15 protein-coding genes are annotated in these 16,414 nt (G+C 70.3%); 8 read left to right on the top strand and 7 right to left on the bottom strand.

Annotated features, from left to right (window positions below; translation table 11 throughout):
* Positions 1 to 58: 58 nt before the first annotated feature.
* Together ACIBVN_RS30890 and ACIBVN_RS30885 are read right to left on the bottom strand one after the other, a co-directional pair.
* A complete protein-coding gene (locus ACIBVN_RS30890) occupies positions 59 to 1,618 on the bottom strand; it encodes a hypothetical protein (RefSeq protein ID WP_397142340.1) in 1,560 nt (519 codons plus the stop codon).
* Positions 1,615 to 2,391, bottom strand: coding sequence for an ABC transporter ATP-binding protein (locus ACIBVN_RS30885; RefSeq protein WP_397142338.1), 777 nt, complete (start codon positions 2,389 to 2,391; stop codon positions 1,615 to 1,617). The genes ACIBVN_RS30890 and ACIBVN_RS30885 overlap by 4 nt, the downstream gene beginning before the upstream one ends.
* 36 nt (positions 2,392 to 2,427) lie before the next feature.
* Between ACIBVN_RS30885 and ACIBVN_RS30880 the strand changes: the two genes are divergently transcribed.
* The 3 genes from ACIBVN_RS30880 (at position 2,428) to ACIBVN_RS30870 (ending at position 5,275) form a co-directional block, all read left to right on the top strand.
* On the top strand, positions 2,428 to 4,017 hold the full coding sequence (locus tag ACIBVN_RS30880; RefSeq protein WP_397142336.1) for an acyl-CoA carboxylase subunit beta: 1,590 nt from the start codon (positions 2,428 to 2,430) through the stop codon (positions 4,015 to 4,017).
* Entirely contained in the window at positions 4,014 to 4,223 is a 210-nt protein-coding gene (locus ACIBVN_RS30875; protein ID WP_397142334.1) for an acyl-CoA carboxylase subunit epsilon, read from the top strand. The genes ACIBVN_RS30880 and ACIBVN_RS30875 overlap by 4 nt, the downstream gene beginning before the upstream one ends.
* A gap of 107 nt (positions 4,224 to 4,330) precedes the next feature.
* The gene (locus tag ACIBVN_RS30870) at positions 4,331 to 5,275 is read left to right on the top strand and encodes an NYN domain-containing protein (RefSeq protein WP_349446975.1); all 945 of its coding nucleotides are present in this window, start codon (positions 4,331 to 4,333) and stop codon (positions 5,273 to 5,275) included.
* Here the strand turns inward: ACIBVN_RS30870 and ACIBVN_RS30865 are convergent.
* Positions 5,233 to 6,240 carry a DUF5937 family protein gene (locus ACIBVN_RS30865; RefSeq protein ID WP_397142332.1) on the bottom strand — a complete coding sequence of 336 codons (1,008 nt, stop codon included), beginning with the start codon at positions 6,238 to 6,240 and terminating at the stop codon, positions 5,233 to 5,235. The genes ACIBVN_RS30870 and ACIBVN_RS30865 overlap by 43 nt on opposite strands.
* 61 nt (positions 6,241 to 6,301) lie before the next feature.
* Here ACIBVN_RS30865 and ACIBVN_RS30860 point away from each other — a divergent pair, with 61 nt between their 5' ends.
* From ACIBVN_RS30860 to ACIBVN_RS30845, 4 genes are all read left to right on the top strand, one after another.
* Positions 6,302 to 7,534, top strand: a complete 1,233-nt coding sequence (locus tag ACIBVN_RS30860) for an MFS transporter (RefSeq protein WP_397142330.1) — start codon at positions 6,302 to 6,304, stop codon at positions 7,532 to 7,534.
* Between the two features lie 114 nt (positions 7,535 to 7,648).
* The gene (locus ACIBVN_RS30855; protein WP_397142328.1) at positions 7,649 to 9,028 is read left to right on the top strand and encodes a DNA-3-methyladenine glycosylase 2 family protein; all 1,380 of its coding nucleotides are present in this window, start codon (positions 7,649 to 7,651) and stop codon (positions 9,026 to 9,028) included.
* Positions 9,025 to 9,537 carry a methylated-DNA--[protein]-cysteine S-methyltransferase gene (locus tag ACIBVN_RS30850; protein WP_397142326.1) on the top strand — a complete coding sequence of 171 codons (513 nt, stop codon included), beginning with the start codon at positions 9,025 to 9,027 and terminating at the stop codon, positions 9,535 to 9,537. Before ACIBVN_RS30855 ends, ACIBVN_RS30850 begins: the two co-directional genes overlap by 4 nt.
* A gap of 31 nt (positions 9,538 to 9,568) precedes the next feature.
* A complete protein-coding gene (locus tag ACIBVN_RS30845) occupies positions 9,569 to 10,429 on the top strand; it encodes a hypothetical protein (protein ID WP_397142324.1) in 861 nt (286 codons plus the stop codon).
* Between the two features lie 78 nt (positions 10,430 to 10,507).
* Here ACIBVN_RS30845 and ACIBVN_RS30840 read toward each other — a convergent pair whose 3' ends face one another.
* Positions 10,508 to 11,659 (bottom strand): MFS transporter, encoded by a 1,152-nt coding sequence (locus tag ACIBVN_RS30840; RefSeq protein WP_397142322.1) that lies wholly within the window; start codon positions 11,657 to 11,659, stop codon positions 10,508 to 10,510.
* 90 nt (positions 11,660 to 11,749) lie between these two features.
* Between ACIBVN_RS30840 and ACIBVN_RS30835 the strand changes: the two genes are divergently transcribed.
* Positions 11,750 to 12,184, top strand: a complete 435-nt coding sequence (locus ACIBVN_RS30835) for a MarR family winged helix-turn-helix transcriptional regulator (RefSeq protein ID WP_397142320.1) — start codon at positions 11,750 to 11,752, stop codon at positions 12,182 to 12,184.
* On the opposite strand, the gene ACIBVN_RS30830 is transcribed toward ACIBVN_RS30835, so the two are convergent.
* Genes ACIBVN_RS30830 through ACIBVN_RS30820 form a run of 3 tightly spaced genes read right to left on the bottom strand, consistent with a single transcriptional unit; the run spans position 12,174 to position 16,398 of the window.
* Positions 12,174 to 13,103 carry a hypothetical protein gene (locus ACIBVN_RS30830; protein WP_397142318.1) on the bottom strand — a complete coding sequence of 310 codons (930 nt, stop codon included), beginning with the start codon at positions 13,101 to 13,103 and terminating at the stop codon, positions 12,174 to 12,176. The two genes, ACIBVN_RS30835 and ACIBVN_RS30830, sit on opposite strands and share 11 nt — an antisense overlap.
* A complete protein-coding gene (locus tag ACIBVN_RS30825; protein ID WP_397142316.1) occupies positions 13,100 to 13,699 on the bottom strand; it encodes a hypothetical protein in 600 nt (199 codons plus the stop codon). Before ACIBVN_RS30825 ends, ACIBVN_RS30830 begins: the two co-directional genes overlap by 4 nt.
* Positions 13,696 to 16,398 carry a BTAD domain-containing putative transcriptional regulator gene (locus tag ACIBVN_RS30820; protein WP_397142314.1) on the bottom strand — a complete coding sequence of 901 codons (2,703 nt, stop codon included), beginning with the start codon at positions 16,396 to 16,398 and terminating at the stop codon, positions 13,696 to 13,698. The genes ACIBVN_RS30825 and ACIBVN_RS30820 overlap by 4 nt, the downstream gene beginning before the upstream one ends.
* Positions 16,399 to 16,414 lie beyond the last annotated feature (16 nt).

The following is a 16,414-nucleotide window of genomic DNA, read 5'->3' as shown; positions in this document are numbered from 1 at the left end:
GTATCGACTCGTCCGGGGAAGCCGTAGACCGGTCTCGCCAATTGGACTAGACCACTACTTAACTGGCTTTTGACACGGCGCCGACCAGCTCGGGCAGCCTGGCGTACCCGATCCTGGCGGCCAGCCGCCGGCCGAGCACCTCGGCCAGCAAACCGTAGAACGGCGCCAGCGCGCACACCCAGAGCCAGCCGAGCACCAGCGGCACCACGAACGGCAGCGACAGCAGCGCGATGCCGAGCGTCGCCCCCAGGGCCGAGGCGAACGCCTGCCCGCCCTGCCCGGGCACGGCGCCGCTGAAGGCGTTCATCCGCTCGGGCACGGTGTACGGCACCACCACGCTGGTCACCGAGCCGACGCCGAGCCCCAGCCCGAGCGCGCCCCACCCGGTCAGCACCGCGGGGACGATCGTGGCGGGATGGCCGGTGAACAGGCCGGCGGCGACGGCTATCACGGCGAGCAGCGGCATGGCGATCAGCGCGCCGGCCAGATGGCGCCCGGCCAGATCGGTGGCCAGGCCGCGCTCGGAGCCGAACGCCACGGCGTTCATCCACAACGAGCGGCCGTCGATGCCGAACGCGTTGCCCGACTGCAACGCGATCATCAGGGCGCCGACGGCGGTGAGCACGATCGGCAGCGACTCCCCGCCTCCCGTGCTCCTGGTCAGCGAGAACGCCAGCACAGCGGTGACCACGACGGCGCTGAACCAGCCGACGCGGGACCTGGGCTCGCGCCTGATGTACTTCAGCTCCTTCGTCACCACCGCCGCCAGCGGCCCGTCCGGCAGGAACCTGTCCACCAGCCCGCTCTCCCTGCGTACGGAGGCAGCCTGGGTGGAGGCGTCGGGCATGACCAGGGCCCTGCTCAGCGCCTTGATCCACAACCAGCCGAGCACCACCACGAGCACGGCGACGAACGCCAGCTCGGCCAGCCCGACCAGGCCGCCGTCCGCCATCGCGTGCGCGGCCATGCCCGGCGGGGTCCACCTGAGCACGCCCGCCAGCCTGTCCAGCATCGCCGCCGGGTCGCCGAGGCCCTGGTTCATCACGAGGTTGGGCAGCTGCGCGAGCACCACCACGAGCAGCGCGGACACGGCCAGCACGTCACGGCCGCGCCGGGTGCGCAGCGCGCCGGAGAGCGAGGTCGTGATCAGCCGCGACGTCACCACGCAGAGGGCGAACTGCAGCAGCACGGCCGGCACCCCGAGGAGCACACCGCCGGCGCCCGTCGCCAGGCCGACCAGCGCGCCCGCCGTGACGACCAGCATGGCCGCCGGCCAGACGCCGGTCACGGACGCGGTGAACATGCCGATCGCCAGCTCGCGCGTGCGCAGCGGGAGCAGCGACAGCTTCGCCGGGTCGAGCGTGTCGTCGAGTCCGAACGCGAGCAGCGGCACGACCATCCAGCCGAGGAGGAACATCGCGAACGCGACGATCACCAGCTGCGCGGCGACGTCGTGGGGCGCCAGGCGGAGCAGGCTCATCAGGAGGAAGCCGAGCACGGCCAGGCCGGTGGCGGTGATCAGGGTGAAGACGAAGCCGAGCTTGCGCTGGATGTCGCCGCGCAGGTTTCCGGCCAGCAGCCGGAGCTTGAGCTGCGCGAAGAGGGCGACGGTCGTCACTGGGGGTCCCCGGGCTTGGCGCCGAGCCAGGTCAGACCGGCTTCGCCGTTGCCGCGCGGGCCGCCGACCAGCTCCAGGAACGCCTGGTTGAGGCTGCGCCCGCCGCGCACGTCCGCCAGCGGCCCCTGAGCCACGATGTGGCCCGCGCTCATCACCGACACCCAGTCGCACAGCCGCTCGACCAGGTCCATCACGTGGCTGGAGAAGATCACCGTCGAGCCCGACGCGGTGAAGCGCCGCAGCACGTCGGTGAGCGTGTTGGCGCTGACCGGGTCGACGCCCTCGAACGGCTCGTCGAGGAAGAGCACCGACGGATTGTGCAGCAGCGCGGCGGCCAGGCCGATCTTCTTGCGCATGCCGGTGGAGTAGTCGACGACCAGCTTGTCGGCGGCGCCGGCCAGGTCCATCACGGCCAGCAGCTCGTCGGCGCGCTGCTCGACGTCGGCCCTGGGGATGCCGCGCAGCCGGCCGTTGTAGCGGAGCAGCTCGCGGCCCGACAGCCGCTCGAACAGCCGCAGCCCCTCCGGCAGCACGCCGATGCGCGCCTTGACCTCCACGGGGTCGCGCCAGACGTGGAACCCGGCCACCTCGGCCGAGCCGCCGTCGGGACGGAGCAGCCCGGTGATCATGCTCAGCGTGGTGGTCTTGCCCGCGCCGTTGGGTCCGACGAGCCCGGCGAAACTCCCCGCCGGCACCGCGAGGTCGACGCCCGCCACCGCGACCTGCGGCCCGTACCGCTTGAACAGAGCGTGGGTGCGAACCGCATCCGTCATGGAACCAACTCTAGGAGGAGGACTAACCTTGCGCGCATGAGCACAGCCGCGGAATCAATACCGGAAGAGCCGGATATTCATACGACTGCTGGGAAGATCGCCGACCTGGAGCGGCGGCTCGACGAGGCCGCTCACGCAGGCTCCGCGGCGGCGGTGGACAAGCAGCACGCCAAGGGCAAGATGACCGCCAAGGAGCGGGTGCTCGCGCTGCTGGACGAGGGCTCGTTCGTGGAGTTCGACGAGTTCGCCAGGCACCGGTCCACGATGTTCGGGCTGGAGAGCCGACGGCCGTACGGCGACGGCGTCATCACCGGTCACGGCACGATCGACGGCCGGCAGGTGTGCGTGTTCTCGCAGGACGTGACCGTGTTCGGCGGCTCGCTCGGCGAGGTGTACGGCGAGAAGATCGTCAAGGTGATCGACCTCGCGATCAAGACCGGGTGCCCGATCATCGGCATCAACGAAGGCGGCGGCGCGCGCATCCAGGAGGGCGTGGTCGCACTCGGCCTCTACGCGGAGATCTTCAAGCGCAATGTGCACGCGTCAGGAGTGATCCCGCAGATCTCGCTCATCATGGGCGCCGCGGCCGGCGGGCACGTCTACTCCCCCGCTCTCACCGACTTCGTGGTGATGGTGGACCAGACGTCCCAGATGTTCATCACGGGGCCCGACGTGATCAAGACGGTGACGGGCGAGGAGGTCACCTTCGAGGAGCTCGGCGGGGCGCACACGCACAACACCAAGTCGGGCGTGGCCCACTACCAGGCCGCCGACGAGAACGACGCGCTGGAGTACGTCAAGGCGCTGCTGTCGTACCTGCCGTCCAACAACCTGGACGAGGCCCCGGTCTTCGAGGCCGCCGCCGACCTGGAGCCCGAGCCCGAGCTCGACGAGCTGATCCCCGACTCGGCCAACCAGCCGTACGACATGCACCGGGTGATCGAGCACGTGCTGGACGACGGGGAGTTCCTGGAGGTCCATGCGCTGTTCGCGCCGAACATCGTGGTCGGGTACGGCCGCGTGGACGGCCAGCCGGTCGGGGTCGTGGCCAACCAGCCCATGCATTTCGCCGGATGTCTGGATATCAACGCATCCGAGAAGGCCGCGAGATTTATACGAACATGTGATGCCTTTAATATTCCGATACTGACTTTTGTGGATGTGCCGGGATTCCTTCCCGGGACCGACCAAGAATGGAACGGAATCATCCGCCGGGGCGCCAAGCTCCTCTACGCCTACGCCGAGGCCACCGTGCCGCTCATCACGGTGATCACGCGCAAGGCGTACGGCGGCGCGTACGACGTCATGGGCTCCAAGCACCTCGGCGCGGACATCAACCTGGCCTGGCCGACCGCCCAGATCGCGGTCATGGGAGCGCAAGGCGCGGTCAACATCCTCTACCGGCGCGAGCTGGCCGCGTCCGAGGACCCCGAGGCCGAGCGCGCGCGGCTCGTCACCGAGTACGAGGACACCCTTGCCAACCCCTATATCGCGGCGGAGCGCGGTTACGTGGACGCGGTGATACGGCCGTCCGAAACCCGGGCCCAGGTCGTCAGGGCGCTGCGGGCGCTGCGGAACAAGCGGGCGACGCTCCCGCCGAAGAAGCATGGGAACATCCCGCTATGACGGCAGATCTGCGAATTGTCCGGGGCGACGCCACGCCCGAGGAGATCGCGGCGTTGGTGGCCGTACTCGCGGCGCGGCAGAGCTCTCAGGCCGAACCGGAGAAGTCTCCAGAACCGCGACGGCAAACATGGCGAAACCCTGCCAGAGGGATGCGTAAGCCTGTCGTCCCAGGGAAGTCGGCTTGGCGGATGAGCGCACTACCCTAGATAGATCCTGGGAATCGGGTGTCAAGCTCCCCGGGAGTTGGGACTATCTAGAGAAAGTAGGCGTATATAGTCGGCCGATCAACTAACACCGCGGCCTGGAGGACGACATGGCCATCCCAGACCTCATGCCGCATCCTGTGGCAGCCAAGTACGCCGTCCTAGTGGATGTCGGTTATCTGTACGCGGCGGCTGGTGAAGTGCTGCTCGGTGCGAAGGAGCGCAAGGAATATCGGGTGGCCGCCGATGAGCTCATCCAGAGTCTACAGAAACATGCAGAGGAACGTATTTCCGGCGAACTTCTGCGGATCTATTGGTATGACGCAGCCCGTGACCGCGTGCCCACCGTCGACCAGCGTGTCATCGCCCAGCTGCCCTGGGTCAAGGTACGCCTTGGCAACCTGAACGCCCGTGGCCAGCAGAAAGGCGTGGACGCGCAGATCAGGAGCGATCTGGAGGCACTGGCACGACATCATGCGGTCACCGACACGATCCTGTTGGCGGGCGATGAGGACATGGTTCCGGCGGTCGAGGCGGCGCAGGCGTACGGCGTGCGCATCCACCTGTGGGGCGTCGAGCCGCCTTACGGCACCAACCAGGCAGAGCGCCTGGTGTGGGAGTCCGACACCGTAGAAGTGATCTCCGCTGATTTCCTGAGGCCCTTTTTCAGCCGTGCTCCCCAGCCCGTTCCGGTCACCCCACCCGCCGCCGCTCCCTCGCCCGCGCAGGTCTTCGCCGGGCGCGCGCCCGTCAAGCCGCACGTCGCCAAGCCCGGTCAGGTGGCCAAGCTCGGGCCGAGCCGCCCGCGCGTGGAGGACGTGGGCGAGCACGTGGCTCAGAAGTGGATTCTCACGCGTGGCCGCGACAACATCCGCGACCTGCTGCCCGGGCCGATCCTGCCGACCGTGATCGACACCGAGCTGCTGATCGAGGCGGAGAAGGAGCTCGGCCACTCGCTGCGACCGTACCCGGAGGCTCGGGTGTGGCTGCGTGACGGCTTCTGGGCGCGGGTCTACCGGGAGTTCGACCTGGGGGTGGGCGTCTCGTCCAAGTAGGGGTTCTCGAGGAGCGCCTCGGCTGTCGCCGTACGGGCATACAAGACGTATCGCCCCGTACGGTGGGCCGAGCACAGTCCGGCCCTGCGTAGCGCCGTCAGGTGCTGGTTCGCGCCCGGCTCCGACAGTCCGGTGCGCCTGGCCAGGTCGCGCGTGGAGGCGGGCTGATCGAACTCGGCCAGCAGGCGGGCCCGCGTCCTGCCGAGCACGGCGGCCAGGTGCTCTGGCGGGTCCAGGTCGCGACGCTCCCAGAGGGTGGCGATGCCGCGCGGCGGGTAGCGGACCGTGGGCTGGTACGGAGGCGCCGTCACCGAGAAGACCCTGGGCCAGGCGAACACGCACGGCACCAGCAGCAGGCCGAGACCGCGGAGCGAACGAGCGCCCGACGCGTATCGATGCCGAAGGCGCAGCGTCCCCTCCTGCCAGGCGACGGCGTCATCGAGGTCCGCCAGCATGCGCTGGGCGCCGCCCTCGGCGAGCAGCCTGGCGCGGTGGAGGATCTCCCCCTCCAGCAGGGACCTGAGCTTCGGCCAGTACGGCGACATCGCGGCCAGCCAGTAGTCCTCGACCTCCTCCGCCAGGCGCTCCAGCCCCTTCTCCGGGTCGTCATAGAGCTCTTGCACGCGCTTCGTGCGTGGTCCGGGGATCGCGTCCAGGTCTGCGCGGACCCGAGCGGCCGCGCCCCGCATCGTGGCGAGTTCGAGCGCGAGGTCCGGCATGGACGTCGACGGCGGGGTGCAGGTGAAGCCGGCAATCGAGATCGTGGGGACCGGGACCAGGTCGGATAGGAGGCGCCAGTCGACGTCCTGGAGGCGGCGGCGCACCTGGTCCGCCCAAGGGCGCAACAGGGGGTGCGCGGGCGGGTCCTTCACCACGCGCACGCTGGCCACGACCTCGCCGAGCGGGGAGATCGCGAAGCGGATGTTGGCGACGTCACGGGCCGTGAACGTCAGATCCAGTGTCATTGGATTCGCTTCTCACTTAATCTCTGGCGCTCTCAGCTGACATTTCAGCATCGTGGCGACTATGTCAGCAACCTTGGTGGAAGAGCCGCTCCTACGACTTCGCGGCTTCCGTAACCTCTTCGTCGCCGCGGCGGTCAGCCAACTCGGGAGCCAGATCAGCTACGTCGCGCTACCCCTGCTCGCCGTCACCGCGCTGGGCGCGGGGCCTGGCGAGGTGGGGCTGCTGTCGGCCCTCGGCACGCTCACGGTGCTGCTGCTGGGACTGCCTGCCGGGGCGTGGGTGGACCGCGTCAGGCGGCGGCCGGTGATGATCGGCACGGACCTGTTGCGGGCGGGGGTGTTGCTGTCGGTGCCGGTGGCGTGGTGGGGCGGTTGGCTGTCCATGGGCCAGCTGTACGCGGTGGCGGTGCTGGTCGGGGCCGGGTCGCTGCTGTTCGACGTGGCGTCGCTGAGCCTGGTTCCCGGGCTGGTGGGGCGCGAGCGGCTGACGTCGGCGAACTCGCTGCTCGTGGGGACGGGGGCGGCGATGGACATCGCGGGGCGCAGCGGGGCAGGGGTGCTGGTGCAGGTGGCGGGGGCGCCGGTGGCGGTCCTGGCGGACGCGCTGAGCTACCTGTGGTCGGCCGCCTGGCTGCGAACCGTGAACGAGCGACCGGCCACGGAACAGCTGCCATTCCGGGACCGGGAGCCGCTGGGGCGGCAGATCGGCGCGGGGGTGCGATTCCTCTTCGGGAACCAGATCCTCGTCTCCGCCCTCGTGCAGGGGACGATGGCCAACCTGGCGTTCCCCCTCTGCTCCGTGCTCCTCCCGGTCCTCATCGTCGAGCGGCTCGGCTACCCGGAGTGGGTGCTCGGCGCCTATCTCGCCGTCGGCGGGCTCGGCGCGCTGGCGGGATCGTCGGCCGCCCATCTGATCGGCCGGCGCTTCGGCAGCGGCAGGGCGGCCTGGCTCGTCAGCCTCGCCACCGCGCCGGCCTCGCTCGTCATCCCGTTCCTGGACCGGGGGCCGTGGTTGTGGGCCGCGGCCGCGGCGTGGTTCGTGCTGACCTTCCGTACCGGCGTCAACAACGTGCTGCTCGTCAGCCTGCGGCAGCGCGTCACGCCCGACGGCATGCTGGGCCGGATGACGGCCACGATGCGGCTGCTCCTGATGGGCGCGCTCGGCCTGGGCGGGCTGCTCGCGGGGGCGCTCGGCGAGGTCTGGGGCATACGCTCCGCACTGTGGCTCGGCGCGCTGATCATGGCCTTGAGCTGGATCCCGTTCCTGTTCTCCCCACTCCGCCGCCACCCCTGAGCGGTGACGTCCGATTCCCGCCAGTCATGGTGCCCGACCTGCTGACCTGCTAGTTGACGTTGACGTCCGATTTCCGCCAGTCAGGGCGACCGGGGAGCGAATACTGTCGGAGGCATGTCACCACTAGAGCTCGACTTCGACTCCTGCTACCGGGCCGTCTCAGCCAGGGACGCCCGGTTCGACGGGCGCTTCTACACGGCGGTGACGACCACGCGCATCTACTGCCGTCCGATCTGCCCGGCCCGTACGCCATCGTCCCGCAACGTGCGCTTCTACCGGCACGCGGCGTCGGCCGAGGCAGCCGGGTTCCGGCCGTGCAAGCGCTGCCGTCCCGAGCTCTCGCCCGGCGATCCCGGGTGGGATGTGCGCGGCGACCTCGTCGGCCGGGCGCTGCGGCTGATCGACGACGGCGCGGCCGACGACGACGGCGTCGCGGGGCTGGCCAAGCGGCTGCACATCACGGAGCGGCACCTGCACCGGCTGTTCGTGGCGGAGCTCGGCGTCGGGCCGCTGGCGGTCGCGCGGACCAAGCGGCTGCTGCTGGCCAAGCAGCTGCTGACGGAGACGGGGCTGCCGGTCACGGAGGTGGCGTTCGCCTCAGGGTTCGGGAGCGTGCGGCAGTTCAACGCGACGATGCGGGAGACGTACGGCTTCACCCCCAGCGAGCTGCGGGCCACGGCGGGGCCGCGGGTGTCCGACGCGACGCTCCGGCTCCGGCTGCACCGGCGGGAGCCGTACGACGTGGACGGGGTCTTCGCGTTCCTCGCCGCTCGCGCCATTCCCGGGCTGGAGGAGGCGACGCGTACGTCGTATGCGCGAGCGGTGCCGGGTGGGACGATCACGCTCACACCCCGGCGCGACCACATAGCCCTGGACGTGGCGGTGGACGACACGCGGCAGCTCGCCCGCATCGTGGCCCGCTGCCGCCGCCTGCTCGACCTCGACGCCGAGCCCGGCGCCATCGCGGAGATCCTCGGCGAGACCTCGATCGGACCCCTGGTCGCGGCCCGTCCCGGGCTGCGGGTGCCGGGGGCGTTCGACGGCTTCGAGCTGGCCGTACGCGCGGTCGTGGGCCAGCAGATCTCGGTGGCCGGCGCCCGCACCCTCCTCGGCCGCATCGTCGCCCGGGCCGCCGGCCCGCTCTTCCCCACCCCCGCCGAGCTGCTGGACACCGACCTCACGGGCCTGGGCCTGACCAACCGCAGGATCGCCACCCTCAAGCACCTGGCCGCCCACCTGGCGGACGGCCACATCGACCTGGACGGCGGCCAGGACCCCACCGAGGCGGTGGCGGCCCTGCTCGAAGTCCCCGGCATCGGCCCGTGGACGGCCAGCTACATCGCCCTGCGGGCACTCCGCGACCCGGACGCGTGGCCCACGGGCGACCTCGTGCTCAAGAAACGCATGGCCTGCTTGGGCATTCCCGACGACCACATCGAGCGGTGGCGGCCCTGGCGGGCCTACGCCGCCCTGCACCTTTGGAGCGCATCATGATCGCTGCCCAGCTCGTCCCGACCCCCGTGGGGCCGCTGTCCCTGCTGTCCCGCGAGGGCGTGCTGGTGGCGGCCGGCTTCACCGCCGACCCCACGGAGATGTTCGCCCGCCTCACCCCCGCCCTGCAGGCGGAGGGCCTGGAGGTCGTGGACGACCTCGGGGCCGCGGCCTCGGCGGTCCGGGCGTACCTGGCCGGCGACCTGGACGCCCTGGACGCCATCCCGGTCTCCCAGCCCGGCACGCCCACCCGCAAGCGCCTCCACCAGACACTGCGCGAGGTCAAGCCCGGAACCACCGTCTCGTACGCGGAACTCGCCGAACGAGCCGGTCTTCCTCGGACTGCGGCTCGGGCCGCCGGGTCGGCCTGCGCGCAGAACCTGATCGCGCCCTTTGTGCCGTGCCATCGGGTGCTGCCCAGTGGTGGGGGCTATGGCGGGTACTACTACGGCGTACCGGTCAAGGAATGGCTGATTGCCCACGAAAGCGGAGGAATTACTAACGTAGAGTAACCTCAAGACAACATTCGGTAATGTGTTCGCCATGCCGACGCGGGAACACGAGTACCTCATAGAACTCGTACGCCAGCGCCCGTCTCTCGTCGCCACCTTGCTGACTGAGACGGGCGTCTCCGTACCTCCCTTCCAAGAGGCCCAGCTGGGCAACGCCGACTTCAACGTCTTCAGGCCGACTGAATTCCGGGCCGATTCGGTCGTCTTGCTGACGAAGGACGGCGCGCCGGTGTCAGCGGTCGTGCTGGAGGTCCAACGCGAATACGACAAGCGGAAACGCTGGTCCTGGCCCGTCTATCTCGCGACTCTCCGCGCCCGCCAGGAGTGCCCGGCGTTACTCCTGGTCTTCTGTGACAACCCGGAGACAGCCCGCAAGCACATGGAGCCCATCGACATGGGGCATCCGGGTTGGGTGCTGCACCCGATCGTCATCGGCGCAGGCGAGGTGCCCGTGATCACCGATCTGGGCTGGGCCGTTGAAGAGCCCGCACTCGCCGCGCTTTCGGCCATCGTGCACAGCCGGTCCGAGTCCGGCTTCAAGGTAGTTCAGACACTCCTCTACGCAGTCATGCGTAAGCCCAGCGAGATGAGAGACTACGCTGAGATTGCGTTGCCATGTCTGCCCGAGTCGATGAAGGTCAAGGTAAAGGAGTTCGTGATGACCATGGCACCTGAGTCCAGAAGCGAACTGCTTCTCGAGTGGGTCGCCGAAGGCGAAGCCCAGGGCAAGGCCAAGGGCGAGGCCAAGTCGATCCTCCTCTTCCTGGAGGCGCGCGGCATCCCCGTCCCCGACCAGGCACGCATACGCATCACCGAGTGCACCGACCTTGACACCCTCGAGGCCTGGATCCGCAAGGCCGCCACCGCTCAGAGCGCCGATGACCTGTTCTGATTGTGCGAAAGCCACGAAGCTGGCGCGCCGGGGGGTGGCCTGGGGCATGGCCGCACCCCGTACCAGGCCGGCTCATGGTCAGGCGGGCACGAGGCGGCGGGCCTGGATGCCCGCTGCTGCCGCCACCGCCAGCCCCACCAGGCCCAGCAGGGCGGCCGACCAGGCGGGGGCCGTGTAGCCGAGGCCGGCGTCGATGGTGAGGCCCGCCGCGAAGGAGCCGATGGCGTTGCCCAGGTTGAAGGCGCCGATGTTGGCCGCCGAAGCAAGCGTGGGCGCGCCGGCGGCGGCGTCCAGGACGCGGGTCTGCAGGGGCGAGACCGTGGCGAAGGCGGCCACGCCGAACAACGTGATGGTGATGACGAACGCCACCTGACTGCCCGACACCAGGGCGACCGCCACGGCCAGGAGGGTGAGCAGGGCGACCGAGCCGTAGATGCTGGGCATGACCGCGCGGTCGGCCAGCTTGCCGCCGATCAGGTTGCCCACCACCAGGCCGACCCCGAACAGGGCCATGACCACGGGCACGGCTCCGGGTGAGAAACCGCCCACGCCGGTCATGATGGGCGCGATGAACGTGATGACGGCGAAGACCGGGGCGAAGCCGAAGACGGTCATCGCCAGGGCCAGCCAGACGCCGGGCTTGCGGAACGTCGACAGCTCGCGCAGGACGCCGCCGGACGGGCGCGGCTGGCGGGGGACGAGCGCCAGGACGCCGGCCAGCCCGGCCACGCCGATGGCCACCACGACCCAGAACGTGGCCCGCCAGCCGAACGCCTGACCGATCCAGGTCCCCAGGGGCACGCCCAGGACGTTCGCGAGCGTGAGACCGGTGAACATCAGGGCGATGGCGCTGGCCCGCTTCTGCGGCGCCACCAGGTCGGCGGCCACCACCGAGCCGACCCCGAAGTACGCGCCGTGCGCGAAGGCGGACAGGAAGCGCCCGGCCATCAGCACCGCGTACGAGGGGGCCAGAGCCGACAGCAGGTTCCCCACGATGAACAGCACCATCAGCGACAGCAGCATGGTCTTGCGCGGCAACCGCCCGCCGAGCATGGTCAGCGGCGGCCCGCCGACCGCCACGCCCAGGGCGTATCCGGACACGAGCAGCCCGGCAGCCGGGATCGTCACGCCGAAGTCGGCCGCGACCTCGGGCAGCAGCCCGTTGATGATGAACTCCGTGGTTCCGATGCCGAAGGCGCTGATCGCGAGGGCGAACAGGGCGAGAGGCATAGACTACTCCTCAGACGACGTTAGTAAGCGTGGACATTATTTGCACACGCCGACTAACTGACCATACAAGGATGTCGAGGAGGCTGTCACATGCCCCTAGCCGATGACGCCGTCGAGGCGCGCGCCCAGGGCTGGCGCACCCTCGCGGCGCTGCACGCGAAAATCGACGACAAGCTGGAGAAATCACTCCAGAAGGAGCACGAGCTCAGTGTGAGCGAATACACAGTGCTGGACGTGCTGGCCAGGCAGGACGGCTGGCACATGCGCATGCAGCAGCTCTCCAGAGCCGTCGTGCTCAGCCAGAGCGCCACGACGCGGCTGGTCACCCGGCTGGAGAACCGCGGCCTGCTCAGGCGCTATCTGTGCGAGGACGACAGGCGCGGGATCTACTCGGAGGTCACACAGGCCGGGTTCGAGCTGCTCGGCCGGGCACGTCCCACGCATGACGCCGTGCTGAAGGAAGTGCTGGACGAGGCGGCCGAGCTGCCCGAGCTGGCCCCGCTGGTCGCGGTGATCAGGGCTTGACGTTGCTCTGGATCTCGCCGACCGGCACGTCCCGGGTGGCGCCGACCTCCACAGGGGCGAACTGGAACGGCACCACGTTGTCGGTGACCTGGACCGGCCAGACGGTGGTGACGGTGAGCGTGTACTTCTCGCGCGGCTGGTCGATCGACGAGCGCAGGTAACGCACGCCGCACGAGAACGTGCCGCCCTTGGTGTACTGCTTCCCGGACGTCCCGCAGCCGTCCTCACGCACCTCGGCCCGGTCCTTGGTCGTGCCCGGGTCGATCTTGATGTCCTGGAGAGTGGCCACCACCGTCGCGCTCATGACGCCGGGGATCGTCGCGGTCACCGACCGGCGCGGCTCCCCGATGCCCTCCAGCCACACCCAGGTGGGGAGGTTGACGTAGCTCTTGGCGTCGGGACTCAGCTTGACCGTCGGCTCGGGCACGGTCAGCGCGGCCCTGGCGATCTCGGCCAGCTCCTGGATGGTGATGCCGGCCGGCGGCGTGGTGCCTGGCGGCACGAAGACGAACGGGTCGAGACTGGAGAAGCAGGCCTCGCCCTTCGGGTCGGAGGCGTTGTACGCCGGCCCCCACCAGCGCCCTTCCTTGCCGATCTGGTCCTCGAACTGCTTGAGGAACTGCTTGAACTTCTCATCGGTCGGATTCTTGGTGAACTTGAAGAAGTAGTCCCGCAGCCCCTGCTGCGTCTTGAGCATCTCGCTCGCGTCCTGGCCCGGCTCGTACCAGCATGGGCGTTTGAGCACGTAGCCGTCGCCCTTACCGCCCCTGGCGCCGTCACCCGAGATGACGATCTTGGAGTTGAACAGGTCGACGCCGACCGTGGAGCCGTCCTTGAAGGCCCTGCCACTCGGCTGGTCGTCCAAGGAGCCTGCCAGCATCGTCAGGGCCGCGACGGCCATCGGGACGAGGCGGTTCATCCGGTGCATCCCTTCATGTCGTAGCGGAGTCCCCTGATCCGCCACACGCCATCGTCGCCGCGGTGGGCGAGCGCGGCCTGGAGGTACGGCGTACGCACCCAGTCGGGCTGGGGCACAACCGCCTTGCCGGTGCGTGTGGAGATCAGGCGCGCCTTCGACTCGTCAACACAGGCGTTGATCTGCGCGCCTTTGCCGCCGACGACCGCGGCGACGCGCAGGTTGTAGAGCCGGGCAGCGCCTTTCACCGTCTTCTCCTGTTGGGTGTATCTGTGCACCCAGTCGTACGCGTCGCGGGCCGCCATGAGTTCGAACTCCACATCCTGTAGGTATCGATCGCTTCCGGAGACGAGCACCTTCCTGGAGGCCAGGTAGTAGCCGGTGATGACCTTGAGTAGGGGGTCGCGGTCGGCGGGCCAGTCGATGTCCACCCGGAGCCGGCCGCCGATCGTGATCGTTTCCGGCCCGGACGCGGTGGGCTCGGGCCTGGTCTCGCTCTTCGGGGGTGCGCTGGACGCGGACCCCTGGGGCGCGTACGGGCGTTCGGCCTGCCCGCAGCCCGCCAGGACGATCACCAAGAGCACCAGGACTCGTCTCATGCCGATGACTCCCTCACCACATGGATGCGCCACGTGGGCAGCAGTTCCTCGATCAAGGCCTCGGTCTCCGGGGCCATGCCGCCGCCGTACGGGTGCGAGGCGGCCCTGCGGGTCAGCCCCTCGACGACGGCACGCAGCCGTACGGTGTCCTCGGTCGCGTGCGTGGCGCGCAGCAGGTCGCGCCAGAGGCCCTCGTCGTCGGCCGCCAGCAGCAGCGCCGCGCGTACGGCCGCCACCGCGGCGTCCGGCTGGCCGTGTGCGAGCCTGAGCTCGCAGAGCTGGTGTGCCGCGTCGGCCACCTCGGCGGCCACGTCGTACTCCAGGTCCTCGGCCGCCAGCCAGGCGTACCTGCCCGGCTGGCGGCCGGTCAGCAGCGGACCCCTGACCAGGCCGAGTGCCTTCTCCAGCAGGACGGCCCTGGCCGTCGGGTCGCCGTGCGAGCGGCGTACGAGCTCGCGGAACAGCACCCAGTCCGTACGCACCTCGGGCCCCAGCCTGAGCCGACCGGCCTCGTCGGCGAGCAGGTGCTCGGGCCCCAGCCATTCGGCGACCCTGGCGATCGTGGCATCCCTGACCATGGCCTGCACGCCGCGCGGCCACAGCACGCCGCCGAGCACCGAGGGATGCACGCCGCCGGGGTGGGTGGCCAGGTAGACCAGCAGCTCGGTGGCCAGCGCCATCCGGCCTTCCTCCAGCGGCCGCAGGCCGGTGACCTCGATGGGACCGAGGATCCTGATCTCGACGACGGGCGGGTGCAGCCCTTCCAGCGGCTCGGCCTCGGGGACGGGCTCGCCGTCGAGCCGGCCGGCCGTGCGGAAGAGGTCGACCAGGGCCTGGTAGTGGCGGCGCGGCAGGAGCTGGGCCTGCACGTCGAAGCCGAGCTCGGCGATCCTGGCCCGGCCGTCGTCGCCGATCTCCAGCGTCCAGGTGGCGTGCGGCACGTCGCCCGCCAGGACGTACCCGGCGGTGTCCCTCCGGGCCAGCAGCGCGAGGCGCCTGGCCTCCTCGTGCGTGGGCGCCACCGCGGAGAGCAGGTAGTGGGCGTCGCGCGGGCTGCCGGTGATGCGCCCGGTCAGCACCTCCCTGCGCGGTGCCGCGCTCGCCTCCAGCTCGGGCAGCACCTCCGCCAGGCTGCCGACGGCCCTGATCCGGTCGGGAGCGATGGCGGTCAGCTCCTCGCCGAAGCCGACGAGAGTGATGCGCATGCGGTCGGACCAGCGGTTCGTGGCCAGCTCGACGGCGAGCGCGGCCAGCGCGGCCGTGGTCTGCGGGCCGCGCACGTTGATCAGGCCCTGCGCGGCCTCCAGGTCGATCAGCACGCGCCCGCTCGCGTCCGTGCCGATGGAGACCAGCCCCGGGTACGGCGCACCCCCAGGCTGATCCTCCAGCAGACGGCCTTCGTGGGCGGGCAGCCGCCAGACCTGGCCGCCGTCCTGGGCCGTCCACGGCGCGGGGGCGTTCTCGTCCGGGGGATGGATCCACAGGTCGAGCGTGCGTGCCGACAGGTGCGCCCCGTACACGGTGGGCGGGGTGCGGTTCTGGGCGGCCAGCTCCGCGCCGAGCAGCCGCAGGCCGATGTCGAGGATGCGGGCCCCCGGCGCGTCGCCGCCCAGCCTGAGCGCGACCTCGGCCTGGGCGGCGTCGTCGCGCGGGCGTACGATCCTGCGGCCGAACACCCTGCGCCACAGCTGCTCGCGCCGCCGCCTGGCCAGCACCAGCAGCAGGCCGGCGGCGGCCAGCGAGGCCGAGGCGAGATAGTCGGTGAGGTCGGCCTGGCTCTCCTGGATGACGGTCGGCTGCTGCTGCTGTTCGGCCCGCTGCTCCGGCTGGCGGTGCTTGGCCTCGGCCTTCTTCTCGGCCTCCTTCTCGACGCGGTCGGACTGCGCGCCGCGCTCGACGTGCCGGTCCACCTGTGCCCTGCCGGGATGCTCGCGCAGCGTCTCCTCGCGGGGCTGGCCGGCGGGGACGATGTGGACATTCCTTGCATCGTCCGGCATGTCGAGCACCCAGCCGGGCCTGATCAGGTCGGCCATGCGCAGGCGGCTGCCGTCCGGCTGCTCCTTCGCCTGATTGAGCCGGTAGATCTCGGGATATCGGCGGCCGTCGCCCAGGCACTTCTCGGCGATCTCCCACAGGCTCTCGTGGTGCCGGCCGTGCGGGGGCTGCACCACGTACACCTTCTTGGTCTTGTGCGTCTCGAGCGTCTTCTCGACGATCGGCGCCGAGTACGCGACCGCCGTCACGGGCGGGGCGGCCGGGGTCGGCGCCAGCTTGACCAGCGGCGCGACCATCGCCCCCGCCGTGAACAGCAGCAGCACTGCGCCGACGAGCTTGTTGGCCAGCGCCTGCGTCCCGCCGGAGAGCGGCACGCGGGCGGGCATGCCGACCCTGCGGACGCCGGCGTACACCTCGACCAGCACGCACACGAACAGCTGGAACCAGGCCAGCCACACCAGCAGGATCAGCACGGCCACGATCGTGCTCGGGCCGACCCGGCTGGTGAGCAGGTCGAGGTCGAGCAGTTCGGGCGCGATCGGCGGGCCCACGAACGTGAGCAGCGCGTACGGCACGCCGCCCACGAGCGCGACCAGCACGATCAGCGACGCGATCCCGGCGAGCACGTCACCCGCGCTGCGCCTGGCCTTGACGCGCACGGGCGTGTGACGTCCGTGTGGACGCGCGGGCTCTCGCGTCGCCATCGTCTCTCCCTTCCGC

It is taken from the genome of Nonomuraea sp. NPDC049400, from assembly GCF_044466425.1.
Classification (GTDB): domain Bacteria; phylum Actinomycetota; class Actinomycetes; order Streptosporangiales; family Streptosporangiaceae; genus Nonomuraea.
This window is presented reverse-complemented; position numbering and strand designations above follow the sequence as displayed.

What these genes read in the sequence shown, in the direction of transcription:
- ACIBVN_RS30885 (WP_397142338.1), bottom strand. Translation starts at nt 2,391, where the DNA reads ATGACGGATGCGGTTCGCACCCACGCTCTGTTCAAGCGGTACGGGCCG.
- ACIBVN_RS30880 (WP_397142336.1), top strand. Translation starts at nt 2,428, where the DNA reads ATGAGCACAGCCGCGGAATCAATACCGGAAGAGCCGGATATTCATACG.
- ACIBVN_RS30875 (WP_397142334.1), top strand. Translation starts at nt 4,014, where the DNA reads ATGACGGCAGATCTGCGAATTGTCCGGGGCGACGCCACGCCCGAGGAG.
- ACIBVN_RS30870 (WP_349446975.1), top strand. Translation starts at nt 4,331, where the DNA reads ATGGCCATCCCAGACCTCATGCCGCATCCTGTGGCAGCCAAGTACGCC.
- ACIBVN_RS30865 (WP_397142332.1), bottom strand. Translation starts at nt 6,240, where the DNA reads ATGACACTGGATCTGACGTTCACGGCCCGTGACGTCGCCAACATCCGC.
- ACIBVN_RS30860 (WP_397142330.1), top strand. Translation starts at nt 6,302, where the DNA reads ATGTCAGCAACCTTGGTGGAAGAGCCGCTCCTACGACTTCGCGGCTTC.
- ACIBVN_RS30855 (WP_397142328.1), top strand. Translation starts at nt 7,649, where the DNA reads ATGTCACCACTAGAGCTCGACTTCGACTCCTGCTACCGGGCCGTCTCA.
- ACIBVN_RS30850 (WP_397142326.1), top strand. Translation starts at nt 9,025, where the DNA reads ATGATCGCTGCCCAGCTCGTCCCGACCCCCGTGGGGCCGCTGTCCCTG.
- ACIBVN_RS30845 (WP_397142324.1), top strand. Translation starts at nt 9,569, where the DNA reads ATGCCGACGCGGGAACACGAGTACCTCATAGAACTCGTACGCCAGCGC.
- ACIBVN_RS30840 (WP_397142322.1), bottom strand. Translation starts at nt 11,659, where the DNA reads ATGCCTCTCGCCCTGTTCGCCCTCGCGATCAGCGCCTTCGGCATCGGA.
- ACIBVN_RS30835 (WP_397142320.1), top strand. Translation starts at nt 11,750, where the DNA reads ATGCCCCTAGCCGATGACGCCGTCGAGGCGCGCGCCCAGGGCTGGCGC.
- ACIBVN_RS30830 (WP_397142318.1), bottom strand. Translation starts at nt 13,103, where the DNA reads ATGAACCGCCTCGTCCCGATGGCCGTCGCGGCCCTGACGATGCTGGCA.
- ACIBVN_RS30825 (WP_397142316.1), bottom strand. Translation starts at nt 13,699, where the DNA reads ATGAGACGAGTCCTGGTGCTCTTGGTGATCGTCCTGGCGGGCTGCGGG.
- ACIBVN_RS30820 (WP_397142314.1), bottom strand. Translation starts at nt 16,398, where the DNA reads ATGGCGACGCGAGAGCCCGCGCGTCCACACGGACGTCACACGCCCGTG.